General features: G+C 47.5%; 9 protein-coding genes. 3 read left to right on the top strand and 6 right to left on the bottom strand.

Annotation, left to right across the window (positions count from 1 at the left end):
- The 4 genes from GWG06_RS17515 to GWG06_RS17500 form a co-directional block, all read right to left on the bottom strand.
- Window positions 1-4,317 carry a DUF6603 domain-containing protein gene (locus GWG06_RS17515; protein ID WP_160714722.1) on the bottom strand — a complete coding sequence of 1,439 codons (4,317 nt, stop codon included), beginning with the start codon at window positions 4,315-4,317 and terminating at the stop codon, window positions 1-3.
- 43 nt (window positions 4,318-4,360) lie between these two features.
- The gene (locus GWG06_RS17510; protein WP_160714720.1) at window positions 4,361-5,734 is read right to left on the bottom strand and encodes a hypothetical protein; all 1,374 of its coding nucleotides are present in this window, start codon (window positions 5,732-5,734) and stop codon (window positions 4,361-4,363) included.
- Window positions 5,735-6,185: 451 nt separating this feature from the next.
- Window positions 6,186-6,536 carry a DUF2200 domain-containing protein gene (locus GWG06_RS17505; RefSeq protein ID WP_160714718.1) on the bottom strand — a complete coding sequence of 117 codons (351 nt, stop codon included), beginning with the start codon at window positions 6,534-6,536 and terminating at the stop codon, window positions 6,186-6,188.
- Window positions 6,537-6,692: 156 nt separating this feature from the next.
- Entirely contained in the window at window positions 6,693-7,874 is a 1,182-nt protein-coding gene (locus GWG06_RS17500; RefSeq protein ID WP_160714716.1) for a vWA domain-containing protein, read from the bottom strand.
- A gap of 175 nt (window positions 7,875-8,049) precedes the next feature.
- Between GWG06_RS17500 and GWG06_RS17495 the strand changes: the two genes are divergently transcribed.
- The gene (locus GWG06_RS17495; protein WP_202183051.1) at window positions 8,050-9,864 is read left to right on the top strand and encodes a tetratricopeptide repeat-containing sensor histidine kinase; all 1,815 of its coding nucleotides are present in this window, start codon (window positions 8,050-8,052) and stop codon (window positions 9,862-9,864) included.
- On the top strand, window positions 9,827-10,582 hold the full coding sequence (locus GWG06_RS17490) for a LytR/AlgR family response regulator transcription factor (RefSeq protein WP_160714712.1): 756 nt from the start codon (window positions 9,827-9,829) through the stop codon (window positions 10,580-10,582). Before GWG06_RS17495 ends, GWG06_RS17490 begins: the two co-directional genes overlap by 38 nt.
- A gap of 10 nt (window positions 10,583-10,592) precedes the next feature.
- Here the strand turns inward: GWG06_RS17490 and GWG06_RS17485 are convergent, their stop codons facing one another.
- A complete protein-coding gene (locus tag GWG06_RS17485) occupies window positions 10,593-11,285 on the bottom strand; it encodes a LytR/AlgR family response regulator transcription factor (RefSeq protein WP_127034322.1) in 693 nt (230 codons plus the stop codon).
- Window positions 11,282-12,307: a sensor histidine kinase gene (locus GWG06_RS17480; RefSeq protein ID WP_160714710.1), complete on the bottom strand. Its 1,026-nt coding sequence runs from the start codon at window positions 12,305-12,307 to the stop codon at window positions 11,282-11,284. Before GWG06_RS17480 ends, GWG06_RS17485 begins: the two co-directional genes overlap by 4 nt.
- Window positions 12,308-12,445: 138 nt before the next feature.
- On the opposite strand from GWG06_RS17480, the gene GWG06_RS17475 reads away from it, so the two are divergent.
- Window positions 12,446-14,833 (top strand): outer membrane beta-barrel family protein, encoded by a 2,388-nt coding sequence (locus tag GWG06_RS17475; protein WP_160714708.1) that lies wholly within the window; start codon window positions 12,446-12,448, stop codon window positions 14,831-14,833.
- Window positions 14,834-14,980: the final 147 nt, after the last annotated feature.

Here is a 14,980-nt window from a genome sequence, read left to right as displayed (position 1 = left end):
TCAACTGGATTGTTCCATGGGGATGTCAACAAATAAACTGTTTGCAGTAGCGCCCATCTGCAGCATATTATCATTGCTGCCGGTATAGAGCTGATCCTGCTGCAATTCGGTGAACACGGCGTTACGGGCGGCTGCCAGTCCTGTGCCGATAGTGCCGATGTCTGTCAGGGTATTGCTGTCTGCATACGGCGTATAGTCGTTAGCGTAAGGATGACTGGTGCTTAACGGATTTTGCGGACTATCCTGCCGGATGTATTCGTTCAGCAGCAGCCGCATTTCCACAATACCGAAAGTGCTGCCGGGCTTGGGTGAAGGGCCTTTCACGGTATAGCCCGTGAGTTGCTGGTCTACGGTATCTGCAGAAGGAGTGGAAGGCGCCTGAACAAATTGCCCGTTATCGGTGAGTGGTTGTCCCCACAGCGAGGCCGCTACATTGCCATAGCTGGCGGTGAAAGTCCATCCGTCAACCGGGATAGGATCTCCGCCGGCATTATCTTTCGTGATACTCAGATTGTGAACGGCGGTAGCTGTGGTAATATTCATGGGGCGTATGCAGATATACTGCGCACCATTTACCTGCTGGTCACTATTGTTGCCATAAGTGAGCATGGTGGCAGGGATCATGCTTTTGGTAGTGAATTGCAGCCGTCCCGCCCGCAGGAACCATACTTTCGTAGTGGGGTTACCGGTAGTATCTCCGTTATAGATAATCTGACCGGTGACGGTATCTTTTTCCAGTGTGGCGGACAGCCCGTTGTTGGCGATGATCGCGGATCTGTCGGCCGGCGCAGGCAGCAGCTGTTTAAATTCAGTCCATGCCAGCACGTCTGTATTCCTGTTCTCTGCGCTGTCGGAGCCGAAGTGGATTTTAAATGTGACGAAGACAACATGTATCCGCACGATACCACCGATGGGTGGCCCCCACAAATCCAGTGATGCGCCTATACTGGCGCTGAGTGTTTTATGGATAAACCAGACCTTGACCGTAAGCGACACGCCGATTTCCACCCATATACCGGCCACAAAGGTGAGCGGATGCCAGGTGACGAGGAAATCGGCGCCTGCGTCCAACCAGGCTTTCAACGGGCCGGACTGGAACTGTATTTGCAGGCGTCCGCCGGCCATAGCACAGGATGGCGTAAAAGCAAAATAGGAGCCGCCTTTGATAGATACGTCGCCGGATACCTGCCAGTTAAATCCCAGCCGGGCTACCTCCGGATAATAAACAGGTGCATTGAATGCAGGATGATAACCGCCTGCCGTCACAACAAACTGGCCTGCATGCGGGTTATCGCCGAACCAGAGATAAAAGGCAAAGCCGCCGGTAAGATGGCAATCTTTTGTTAACACAAATGAATTGCTGGTAAGGCCCGCAGCTATTCCGAGAAAGCCTTCCTGCGGCTGCAGCACTGCTTCCATCTGTAGTTCCACAAACACCAGCCGGTGGCTATCAATGGCGTTCTGTGGTAACGACAGCCAGGCCAGCCCGAGCAGCGCGAACTGCATATCCCTGCCCAGTTCGGCCGTCAGCAGCACTTCTCCGTTGATGATCTCAAAGGAATTGAATGCCATACCTGCTGCCACCCAGTAGTCGCCGGTATGCGGACTAACCCACTGTGTGGTAATATTGCCGGGCCCCGGCGTCTGTCCTTCCAGCATGGCCAGCGTATTCATGGCAATGTCTTTCTGACTGCCGGATGCCGGCGCATCCAGGGCCAGCAGCGGGAAGTTCTGCAGCTGGCTGAAAGTAGGAAGGGTAAGCGCCCGGTTATATCCGAAACCTCCCATCAGCCCGGAGATCATAAAGAAAGGCGGGCCTCCGGGAGGAAAGTTGGCATTCAGAAATATGAAAAAAGAGTCGGTACTGTCTGTCATCTGCGCATAGGAACCCAGCGCGGAAAGACCCAGTTGCTGTATCCTGATAATCAGCGCGCCGTCAAACTGAAGCGCGACGCCGGAATCCAGCTGACTATCCGGAATACGGATCAATGCACCGCTGATGGTAAAGGCGGCAGAGGTAAAATCGAAGCCGATACCATTCAGGCTGAACGACGGACTGAACGCATCAATGGAAGTGCCGATCGCTAATCCGTCCAGCGATGCATTGAAAGGACCGATGGTCATCGTGGCATTGATAGCGCAGTAAATCTGCTGATTGTGATAACTCAGTGCAATGGAGTCAACAAACAATGGTCCCAGGTTTTTGCCGATAGCAATGGTATGGGCTGTATTTCCGGAATTAAGGGCAGTGTCATGGCTGATAAGATAATAGCTGTTGACGATGGCTTTGAATTCTGTGGAATAGGCCAGTATCGGAAGGGTAACAGGGGTATCATCTCCCATGAGTTCAACATCAAAATAGAAAGAAATACCGGGGGAGATATCAGGAGGAATATTTTGCATAGGAACGTTCTGCGGAGAGCTGGAAGTAATAATCAGGTATCCTTTTTTCAAGGTCAGATATCCTGTCAGCTCGCCGCCAACCAGCGGAATATGTGCGCCTGCATCAAAGGCAGGATGAAGCTCAAATCCGGCCATCGCAATAAACTGCCACGTGTTGCCCGTTTTCTGGCCAACGAGGTGGAAGACACCGGCAGTACCGTTGTAATCGAGTGTACCGTCTATACTGAGTGTTCCAACCTTGGGGGTATTGTAGCTGACGGTAATCTGCGACAGCGTGATGTCCGGCAATACGGTCAGGTCAATATTAATATCGGAGAAAATACTTACCAGCAGTTCTGTCAGCGGTATATCCTGTGCGGAGGCGGTGAATATAAGATCGTTGCCCCCGAGTTGAATATCCATGTCGAGGGAGGAATTGCCGATAATCGTATGTGCGTTGAAGGTATAGGTCGTCTTTGTGTTTTCATGACTGATTACCAGACCGAATTGTGTGTTGATTTTTGCATCAAAGAGATGCATGTCCAGATCTCCGTAACAGGCGCAGGAATACGAGTTTCCATCTGGATGTACCTGCAGGGAGAAATCATAGAAGGTAAGGTCCATCAGTTCCTGTGAGATGGTGATGTTGGTATCCAGTTCATGAATCAGTTCATTAAAGGAGATATAATCCGGGTAGCCGGCGGTGATGGAGTCAATGCTCCAGGTGCTGTTAGTATCTGTGTTACTGGTAGCGCTGACGATGTTGATGATGCCGGTGAAGTTGCTTTTGAAAGTCTGCAGCGGAATTTTTGCGGCTATCTGCATATGTACAAAAGCGGCTGCATTGCCGCCGGGGTCGGTCAGATGGAATTTCAACCGGAATGCGGAAAGTGTAAATAATCCGAGGTTGAACGTGATGGCCGGCGGTGAATATACCAGGAATTGTATGTCCCTGACCTTGAAGCCGCCGGAGAAGGTAAGCGTGAGGCCGGCTTCAAAGGAAATGCTTTTAAACATGGTGCTGAGTACAGCAGGAACAAAATTTTCAAAGTGCCAGGAAGGCCCGGCGATCAGCGCCTGAGCCAGACTGCAGGAGCTGAGCTGACTCAGTGTCATTTGTGCATAGGTCGACTGCGGCTGGCAAGTGACAACTACTGTAAGGAAAGAAGTATTCTCCAGTACAAACAGCAGATCAAACATCGTATCGGCAGCGAGCAATCCTGTATTTATCCGCTGAACAGATGCAACAGGAGCTGTGATCTCTGCTTTCAGCTGAAGACTGCCCAGGTTGAATTTGTCTGTAAAGGAGATATGATCGGCAAGAGGTGCGAGCAACGTGATGACCGGATAGGCATAATTACCGGTCAGGTCTATGCTGCCGCTTATCCTGATATTACCGGATGGCAGCTGGGAAGCCAGTATGACCGGTAGTTTCGGAATCTTGCCGACATTTGTCAGGCCAGAGAAATTAAGTCCGGATACAAGCGCTATCTGCTCGTTTGCTGTCACCTGGTAGGAGGGCTGTGGCGCGGTACTGTAAATGAAACAGCTCTCTGATACCGGTAGCAGGGAGAACGGTGGCAGCGTAAGTACAGGAAAGGAATTGATCCAGGTCCAGGAAACAGGTAAGGTCAGGTGAAGTATAACATCGGTTGTTTCTGCATCCACCACGGTGAAAATGAGTGCTTTTACAGCGAGAGATGTCTGATTCAGCAGGTCTGTCTGCCCGGCAGTAATGGTAACGGAATTACCATTGGCATCAGGTATATCGCCGGCAGTAAGGTGACTGATTGTTACATACTGCGTGGCTTTCAGGCCCACGGCACCCTGCATTTTTGTTACCTGTGCGGTGCTGAGGTAACTGGTATTCAATATCACCTGTCGATTGGCAGCGGCATCAGACCTGAGTTTCGCAATCAATGCTGAGATGTCCATTGTCGGTTATTTTGAGGGAGGGAAGAATAGCGCCATCTGCTGATTATACTGCGGCAGGGGGATTGGTATCAATAAGCATAATATCATATTCGATCTGCTTGTTTTGCAGCGCCAGTTCGTCATTGTACATGACTTCCGTGAAATTGAACATCGGATTTAAGAGCCTGTCAGCCAGTTTATCTATATTCCAGTTCCAGCTTTGATTTTCGATGTACATCCATTTCATCAGGAGTTGTTCGCCGGCTTTCATAAAGGTTATTTCCGGGCGCTCCTTCCTTCCGAATTCGGGAGACGCCGAGAGGAATGTCCACAGATCGGCGTTGTTGTTAATGATGATGGAGGGCACGGTTCTTACCAGCTGGCGTATTGTATTTTTTTCCGCTTCTATAGAGGTGGTGGCATTACTTTCAGCCAGGGTTTTTGCCGTATGTATCGTTGGACTGCCTTTGAGGACTTCGCATCTGTTGAAGTACTTGCACCTGTTCTGTCCCAGAAAATAGGTGATACTGACATCTTCGCCGGAAGCAATAAAATAGGGGCTGTAATTAAAACCGGCTCCCTGATTATTATCCTTTGTCAGTTGCTTTACATCCCATAGCACTGCCTGTTGCAGAAACAGGGGGATACCCATTCTTTCACCGTCGTCAATAGGTTTCAGCCGTTTAATGCTTTTGATTTGATCATCGTCGAGGTAAGCCTGCAAACCTTTTCCTCCCAGCGCCCATATATCCGGCGTCATACGCTTTTCAAACACATCAAATCCGCTGAGCCGTTGTATATACAGTACGTTGTCATCGATGAACCATACTTTAGGAATATCGATATGACTGAAAAACTTGGCAGCCGCATAACGGGAAGCGCCGAATCCCAGCATATGCTGATGCTGCATACCTACTTCATACCCGATAACTGTTATGCCGGTACCTGCCAGGTCCCTCGCATAGATTTCATATTCCTCCTGCTGAACAAAGATGTATACACTCCTGTAGCCATAATCGGCAGCAGAAAACCTGTAGGGAAAATAGAGGGGTATTTTATCGCCGTTCCTGAAAGGTGCAATGTCGTCTATGCCTTTGAAGTGCTGGTATCTTGCTGGTATAAGGCTTTTTCCGACCTCAAACATCGTCTTGATCCAATAGCTTCTTCCTGATGAAATAACTGCCAGGGGCGGTTTGCGGCCGTTGGCACTTTCCAGGTCGTGGATGCCGTTAATATTATTGCCCCAGAACCGCATGAAGTAAATATTTCTGGCAGCATTTGACAGCACCAGTACGCGATTGCGCGCAATATCCCGGATGATGTTTTTGGTGGCTTCATCTGTTGTAATGGCGAGGGATGGGTCCCGCAGCGGACGGTACTTTTCATAGATAGCTCCCAGCGGATTGTATTTGGGGGCCAATGTTGCGGTAATTGCCATAAGGATAATTTTGAGGGTACATGATATTCCATGCTGCCGGAAGCAGTTACATAGGATCATTAAGCTGATAGTGCGGAAGGCCGGTCACTACTGGTTATTTGAGTATCATTGCTGAAGCCGGAATGATCTGGTCAGGATCTTCAGCGCATCAGTTTTCACAGATAAGGTGAATAGGAGAAGTCGTGATTTTCATTAAACGTTGCTGTCGGGGAATAGCCTTGGTTTCGATAGGATATAAAGTAAGCTGTATGGTCAGGAATGAAAATCAAAAACTGATCGTTGTGCAATTGAGTAAAAGCTAACTGAATGATTTTTTTTGGAAGCCATTAATATACTCAACCGGTAAACGAACTTCGGGAAATTATTCCGCATTTACAAAAAATATTTTAAGTGTGGTTTTGACGATTAAGTAGTGTATGCAGCGGGCAGAGGTATGGCTGGATGCCTGATCTTATTTGCGCAGAATTTTCTCCATGGCTTTTCCCTTTGCCAGCTCATCTATCAGCTTGTCTAACCACCGTACCTGCTGCACGAGCTTGTCTTCAATGTCTTCCACACGGTATCCGCAGATAACACCGGTGATTTTCGCTGCATGGGGATTCATTGCCGGCGCCTGTGCAAAGAAAGTCTCAAAATTACTTTTGTTATCTATCTGCTGTTGCAGCGCCTGCTGGTCATATCCTGTCAACCACGAAATAACGGTATCGACTTCTGCTTTTGTCCGCCCTTTTTTCTCCGCTTTCTGTACGTAATGCGGATAAACACCTGCAAAGGACATCTTGTAAATTCTTGTATTATCCATAATATGTAAAGAGTGGTGAGTACCAAAAGTAGGTCTATTTTGTTATTTTTTTATTTGAGATTTTGTGCCCAATCATGGTATTCCCTTGTACCTGTAAGTACAAAAGCAGATCATGATTGGGCACAAAATCTCAAATAAAAAAATAACAAAATAAACCTACTTCTCTGCGGAGTATCCCTTTGTTGCTGCCAGCTGTATAATGGACATATTGATGGCGGTGCCGAGATCATCGGGTTTGCCGGTTTGCTTCATGGCGGCATCGATGTATTGCTGGCGCTTTTTACCGAGAGTGGCTATTGTATGCTGGATGCTGTCCCGCTCCCGGCTTTTCGCTATTACTACTTTGTGCAGCTCCTCGGTGGTTTTGCCCTGCAATTCTTTTGGCAGATCACTTTTACTGATGGTTTTCAGAATGGCAGGATCATTTTTACTACGTTCAACCAGGTCCCAGCTTTCATTTTTATAGACTTCCTTTGATTTACTGATATAACGTTCTACGGAGTTGGCTTTGGAGATGGATTTGGCATTGGCATCCTGTAATACCTGGTTGTTTTTCTTTGATACGCCATAAGCTCCGTAGCCGATATAGGTATCGTTGATACGTTCATTATACGCTGCGATGATGCTGTCGTAAGGCGTTTCAATAAAGTCTACCTTCCGGTCGGAATCAATATTGAAAAATTTCCCCAGCCCTTTATCAGCGCCGTCTTTCCACCTGGTGGCAATGCCTTCTCTTTTATTACCGCAGAAGATGGTGTTGATAAAGATGCTTTTGCCGACCGCTTCTGCTGCGGCAGTTGTATATGATACACTGCCCTGGTTAAAGGGTTCGTTGCCGGCAATGTAAATGAGTTTCATGTCAGCTTCATCATGTCCCCATTCCAGTGATTTCACCGCGGAGCTGATAACGGCGCCGCAGTATTCCTCTCCGCCATTGGTGCGGAGGGAGAATAGTTTTTCTGAGATCAGGTCCAGGTCGGTGGTAAGCGGCGTTACCTGCCTGATAAAGCCGGAGGCGGGAGAGAGGCCGTTGTTGCCATATTCATACAGGGCAATTTCAATGGCGGGCGTCTTGCCATGATACTTCAGGGTGGTAAGGGTATTGATGATATTCCATAATCTCGACTTGGCCTGGTCTATCAGGCCATCCATGCTGTTGGAGGTGTCGAGCAACAGAGCTACCTGTATACGGGTATTGTCTTTGGCGGAAGGAGAGGTGGTAACCGGATGCAGGACAGCCGGGGGATTTACTTTTTCAGTAACTGGCTGCAGCGGATCATATTTCCATGCCAGGAAACCTGATACCAGTACAATGCCGGCGAATAGCGTTGTTTTCATAATGTTTGAATTAAGATGATGCCATGAAAATAGCAGGTCTTCCGCAGCGTAAAGCCGCCACTTGGTGAAACGGGTGGCTGACTGGGTGAATTACCCGGTTATCCGTGCTGAAAATTCTTATTTTGCAGCAGAATCAATACACATGATACGCTGCCGGTTATTTATACTTATCTTGTTGAGCCTCTTGTGTGCAGGAGGCGCTGTTGCTGCGCAGGATTCGGTGAGCAGTAAGAAGTTTGGCAGTAAGGCTGTATTCAAGGCTGCCAAAAACCTGAAAAAGTCGCTGGAGACTAATGATAATGAACTGCAGACAGCCACCGACTACGAGGCTTTGGCGAAAGAGCTGACGGATAAGAACGAATATGCCAAAGCGGAAGATTACCTGAAAAAAGCGCTGGAAATATATACGCGGCTGAATCATGAAAATGCGGCATCCACCAGCCGCATGCTCGCGAAGGTGCAGGAAATGCAGCACAAAATAGAGCCGGCTATCAGTAATTACCAGTCGGCCGGCAACCTGTCCGTCAATAAAAGTCTGGAGCAGATTAACTTCAACGATGCCAACCGGCTGCTGAATACCGGCAACCCACGTCTGCAAACAAATTTTGTACAGTCCAATATCCGGATTTTTGAAAAGGAAGGAAAAAAGGCGGAAGCAGCAGATGCGTACCGGCAGCTGGGCAACAGCCTGCTGATGCAGAATAATAAAGAAGAGGCCATCGCCAGCTATAAAAAGGCTATTGAGAAAAGTGATAACTCCGGCGATATCGCTGCTCTCAGCAATGAAATCTCCAAAGCCTATGTGGCAGACAATAAAATAACGGAAGCCATCCGCAGCAATGAAGCCATCCTGGAAAAAGCCAGACAGGAGCATAATACTGACCTGCAGATCAGCCAGATCCGGGACCTGGCACGCCTGTACACTGCCGGCCGGCAAACGGATAAAACCGGTAAACTGCTGGAAGAAGCCTACACGCTGGCCTTTAAAAGCGGTAACATCTCCAGGGCAAAGGACTGCCTGATGGCGCTGACCAGCCACTACAAACAGCAACGGAAAGATGCGATGGCACTGTCGCGGTATGACAACTTTCTCCTGAACCTGGACTCGCTCATACGTACAGACAGCTCCCTGGTGGATGCCAGTCTCTTTGATATCACAGAAGGAAAGATCAAAGACCTGGAAAGAGAAAAAGCCTTGCAGCTGGCCCTTATCAGCAACAAAAATAAACTCAACTACTTCCTGATCGCCTCTGTACTGGCGATGCTGGTACTACTGCTCTTCATCATCCGTTCCCTGCGGGCCATCAAAATAAAGAATAAGAAAATCGCCCTGCAATCCCTGCGTCGGGAAATGAATCCGCACTTTATTTTCAACAGCCTTAACAGCGTGAATCAGTACATTGCGGAGAACAACGAAGTGGCCGCCAACCGGTATCTTACTTCTTACTCCGGCCTGATGCGCAACGTGATGGAGCATTCCAACCGGGACTTTGTTTCTTTATCCGTAGAAGCGGAACAGCTGAGAAGATATCTGGACCTGGAACAACTGCGCTTCAGTGATAAGTTTGTGTATCTGCTCGACATAGATGATACACTGGACCCGGATAGTGTGATGATCCCGAATATGCTGATACAGCCGCACCTGGAAAATGCGGTGTGGCACGGGCTGCGCTACAAGGATACGAAAGGGACGCTGCGTGTCAGCTTCCGCCTGCAGGAACAGCATATCCTGGTGGAAATTGAAGATGACGGGATAGGACTGACCAGAAGCCGGGAGTTAAAAACCGTTCACCAGAAGGCACATGAGTCCAGAGGTATTACCAATACCAGGGAGCGTATTAATTTACTGAACGACATATACCATCTCCATATCCTGCTGGAGATGCAGGAAATAACTAAGGATGGCGCAACAGGAACACGGGTGGTGCTGCAACTTCCGTTAACAGACAAGCATGATTTTAACAGGAAAAATTACATCAGTAATCGTTGAAGATGAGGCCGCCGCGATGGCTGCCCTACAGAATTACCTCTCGAAGTTTTGCCCGCAGATAGAGGTTACCGGTACGGCGCAGAACAGCCGGGAAGCTATTGCGCTGCTGCATGAGCTGCAGCCGCAGCTGGTGTTTCTTGATGTGGAAATGCCTTTTGGCAATGCCTTCGATGTGCTGGACGGCTGCCAGGATCTGCAGTTCGAAACTATTTTTGTAACGGCCTTCTCAGAGTATTCGTTGCGCGCGTTGAACCAGAGCGCCGCCTATTACCTGCTGAAACCCGTCAGCATAGAAGAGCTGATATTGGCTGTCAATAAGGTACAGCAACAATTGCAGCAAAAACACTGGCTGAACAGGAACCGTATTATTATGGAAAATGCCAGGGAAAGCAATCCCGGTATGCAGCAGGTCATCCTGCCCACGCTCGATGGTTTCGATGTGGTGAAGATGCAGGAAATTGTACGGCTGAAAGGAAACGGGAACTTTACGGATGTTTACCTGGTCAACGGCAGTAAAAAAATGGTATGCCGTTTCCTCAAGCATTTTTCTGAGATGTTACCCCATCCGTTTGTACGGGTGCATAAATCACACATCATTAACATTCAGTATGTGCAGTCCTACCACAAGGGCGCCGGCGGCTATGTAAGCCTGAACGACGGTACGGAGGTGGAAGTATCTGCAGCATATAAGGATAACCTGCTCAAAGCATTCCGCTAGTAAAACCCGCTTATTTCTCTATCCATTCACTGACCAGTTTCCGGTACGTTTCACCGATAGGCAGACAGGTTCCATCCTTCATCTGAATCTGATTGCCTTCAATAACCCTGATCTTGTTCAGCGGAATAATATAAGACCGGTGTATGCGCACAAACTGATTGCCAGGCAGCTTTTCCAGTATATCTTTCATATTTTCCAAGACCATGATTTTCTCATCGGCGGTATGGATCCGGATATAATCTTTCAGCCCTTCAATATACAGGATGGAATCAGGTGCAATCTTATAATGTTTACGGTCAGATTTTACAAACAGGAAATTGTCGGTGTCATTTTGCTGAAATGTTTGCTGCCAGCGGGTATATTTTTCTATAGCCTGGTAGAACCGGTTGAAGGTAACAGGTTTTAACAGGAAGTCTACCACATGAAACTGATATGCATCGAGCGCATATTGCGGATAAGCCGAAATAATAATGAAATTATGTTTTCTGTTAAACAGTTGCATCAGCTCAATACCCGTCAGCTGAGGCATCTGTATATCCAGGAAGATGAGATCTACCTGTTCCCTGTTTAATACTTCAATGGCTTTATAAACGTCACTGTCTGCGTAAAGCACCTGCAGCTGCGGGATTTTGGAGGCATAGTCGGCAATCAGCTTTACTGCAAACGGTTCGTCATCCAGTATGATACAGTTTATTTTCTTCATCTTAATGTGATTAATAGTTCGGTGGTAAACCTTTTTTTATCATTCGTTAATACCAGCCGGTGTGCATCCGGGTAATGAATTTCCAGCCGCTTTTTTAAATTTTCCAGCCCGATTCCTCCCAGCTTGTCTTTTTTCTGAGTGCCGATTTCGTTGGCGGTTTTGAAAATGAGTTTTTCCTTGCTGGCTGTAATGCTTATTTCTATCGGGTTTTCAGCGGACGCTGCTCCGTGTTTTAAAGCATTCTCCACCAGCGGTGACAGCATATAAGGCGGAATCTCGATGTATTCATTTTCGATATCGCTGACAAAATTTACAAAGCCGGTTTCATGATGCCGTAGCTCTTCCAGTTCAATGTATGCTTTGATATAACTGATTTCATCCAGCAAATTAATCTTTTCTTTCTGGGATTCATAAGTGGTGAACCGCATTACCTGGCTCAGTTTTTCAATGGCAGTCAGGGATTTGTCCGACTGGAAATAAACCATGGAATATATATTGTTCAGGGTATTGAATACGAAATGCGGATTGATCTGTGCCTTCAGGAATTTAATCTCCATGTTTTTGCTTTCTTCCAGGATGGCTTTGTTATGCGCTGAAAGACGAATGAAGTAAATGCCCAGCCATAGAAACGAACTGAAGATGATCGGCATGCTGCTGTAGTGCATATTGTCGAACATGTAATTCAGGAAAGTCGGGTCCGTATAATTCTGCCGGTTGAATAATATGTCTGTCATCACCTGTTCTGTCAGCCACCGCAATCCTGTAAAAAACAGGTAAGAGATGAACAGGCCGGCCAGCATTTTGCTCCACCGGAAGGATTTAAAAACCTGTTTCATCACAATAAAATAGTGAAAGTAAAAGGTGCAGATAAATACAACCAGATAGGTAAGGTAAAACAGGTCGGGTATGTATAATTGTGCATAGAAAGGGTTTTTGACAAACGTAAAATAGCCGGTAAGTATCCAGAAGATACCATGTATCAGCAGTTCGGCCTTCCTTGACAATGTCCCCGTGTATTGCATTCGCTTATTTTTTACAAAAGTATTTATTCTCAGAAAGAAATGAAACCGGGTTTGTAGATCAACCGGAGGGGTTTGTCGATAAAAATAGTTTCCGGCCTCTATTCCATAGACTTTTGTGCCGTACTTAATTCAGCAAGCATGAAACAGATGATCTTTTTACTGGTAGCATTTTTACATTATTCCTATGCCTTCAGCCAGCAATTTTCTGTCAGCGGGAAAGTTGTCAATCAGCACAATACCCCCGTCGAATTTTTATACGTTACCCTATCCAGGCAGGCTCCGGTACTGGCGCAGGCCATCACTGACAGCCTGGGGCGTTTTGTGCTGAAAGCGGATAAAAATAGCTACCGCCTGATCATCAGACAGTTCGGGAAGGATTACCTGAGCCGGGAAATTGTGCTGGACAAGGATATAGACCTGGGAGTGATTGCCATCGAGGAAGGCACGGAACTGCAGGGCATCACTGTCAGTTCCCGGAAAAAGCTGGTGGAGCAAAAGGTAGACCGGCTGGTCTTTAATGTTGGCAATGCCATTATGCCTTCAGGAGGTACCGCTGTGGATGCCCTGAAAGCCACGCCGGGCGTAAGGGTGCAGAATGACAATATCTCCATTGTGGGCAAAGGAGAGGTGCTGGTGATGATAGACGACCGCCTGCAAAGGATGTCGCAGGAAGACCTGACCGGTTTCCTGAAATCCATACCGGCAGATAATATTAAAAGCATAGAGGTGATTACTACGCCACCGGCTCAATACGAGGCCGAAGGCAACAGCGGATTGATTAATATTAAGCTGAAGCGGGCAAGGGCCAACTCCTGGGATGCCAATATCGGCGCCTCCTACACGCAGAAAACGTATAGTGGCGGCAACCTGAACGGCCTGTTCAACTACAACCGTAATAGGCTCACCCTGCAGGCGTCTTTAAGCAAAGGAACGCAGCAGCTGGCCACTACCAGCGCCGACCGGATATTTTATACCAATGAGCTGTGGACAGAAGATGTGCGCAACAAATCCCGCAGCGGGCTGCTGAGTGCTGGTCTGGGAATAGATTATAAGGTAACCGGTAAATGGACAACAGGTATTAAATACCTGGGCAGTTTTACGGACCGGACTTCCGATAATCATCCGCTCACCACCCGTTTCAGCAACACGTCCGGCGCCGTAAACGGTTTTGTAGCCTCAGATGTAAATGCCCGCAACAAGCCGGGAATGAACGCCCTTAACTGGTATCACGCATTTACGCTGGACTCCCTGGGAAAAAGTATTACCGTAGATTTCGATTATTTCAACTACCGTAAAGAAGATTACCGCTCCTTTTCCGGAAATGAGCTGGATCCTCACCACAGCCCTGTTCCCGGTACTTTCTTTTCCTCAGTGAATACCAATATCAACGAAGTAAATAACTATGCCGGCAAGGCAGATGTATCACTGCCTTTCAAATGGGCTAATCTCAGCCTGGGCGGCAGGTTCTCCTATACCAACACCAACAATGATCTGGTAGTATACGATCATCATACGGGCATTCCGGTGCTGAACACCGGCCAGTCCAATGTTTTCATCTACCGGGAATACAATGAGGCACTGTATTTCTCTGCTTCAAAAAAACTCTCCGACAAATGGGAAACGCAGGCAGGGCTGCGTATGGAAGCCACGCAGACTACCGGTTATTCCCGGAACCTGGACCAGACGAACAACAACAGCTACATCAAGCTGTTCCCGACGGCCTATATCACTTACCAGCCGGGCGATAATAATTCCTTCTCACTCAATTACAGCCGCAGAATACGCAGACCGGATTTTGAATACCTGAACCCGTTTGTGGTGAGAACCAGCCCGTATTTCTATTCAGAAGGCAATCCGTTTTTAAAACCTTCCTATATAGATAACCTGGAATTCACCTACATCCGGAAGCAGCATTGGGTAAATTCGGTTTATTATTCCCGCGTTACCGATTTCGGACAACAATTATCCATTGTGGATGATGCTACCAACATCACCCGGCAAACACCGGTGAACTACGGCAATACCTGCCAGCTGGGGTTCTCCACGTCCTATAATATGAACCACTGGTCCTGGTGGAACAGCCTCACAGGATTCAATGCCAACTACCAGCGTGTTACCTCCAAAACCAGCTTTGTACAATCAGTCGATGGATATAACGGCTATATATATACGAATAATGATTTCACCTTAAACAAAACTAAATCTCTGTTCCTGGGTATTAATTATGCGTTGCAGCTTCCGGGCCGTTATCAGTTCTTCCATATTTCCACCTTACATATCCTGGATGTTTCCATGAAATTCCAGCTGATGAATAAGAAACTGACACTTACCGTTACCGGAGAAGATTTGCTGAACGCGCAACGCCCCCTCATCACCTATTACTCCAACGGCATCAAAAACACCATACGCTCCTACGGCGACACCCGCGGCGGCCGTATCTCCATCAGCTACAAACTGGGTAAAGCCAACCTTAAACCCAAACAAAGAGACTTCGGCAACGAAGACGAGAGAAACAGAGCGCAGTAATATTTGGTTATTTGATTATTTGGTTATTTGAGATTTCATTGGAGATTTAGGGATTTACGGATTTTGGAATTTTGAGATTTTATAAATGCAGCGAAGAAACAAGCAAAGATCTTCGCTGCATTTATAAAATCTCAAAATTCCAAAATC

Origin of the sequence: Chitinophaga solisilvae, assembly GCF_009928525.1 — a bacterium.
GTDB lineage: Bacteria > Bacteroidota > Bacteroidia > Chitinophagales > Chitinophagaceae > Chitinophaga > Chitinophaga solisilvae.
This window is presented reverse-complemented; position numbering and strand designations above follow the sequence as displayed.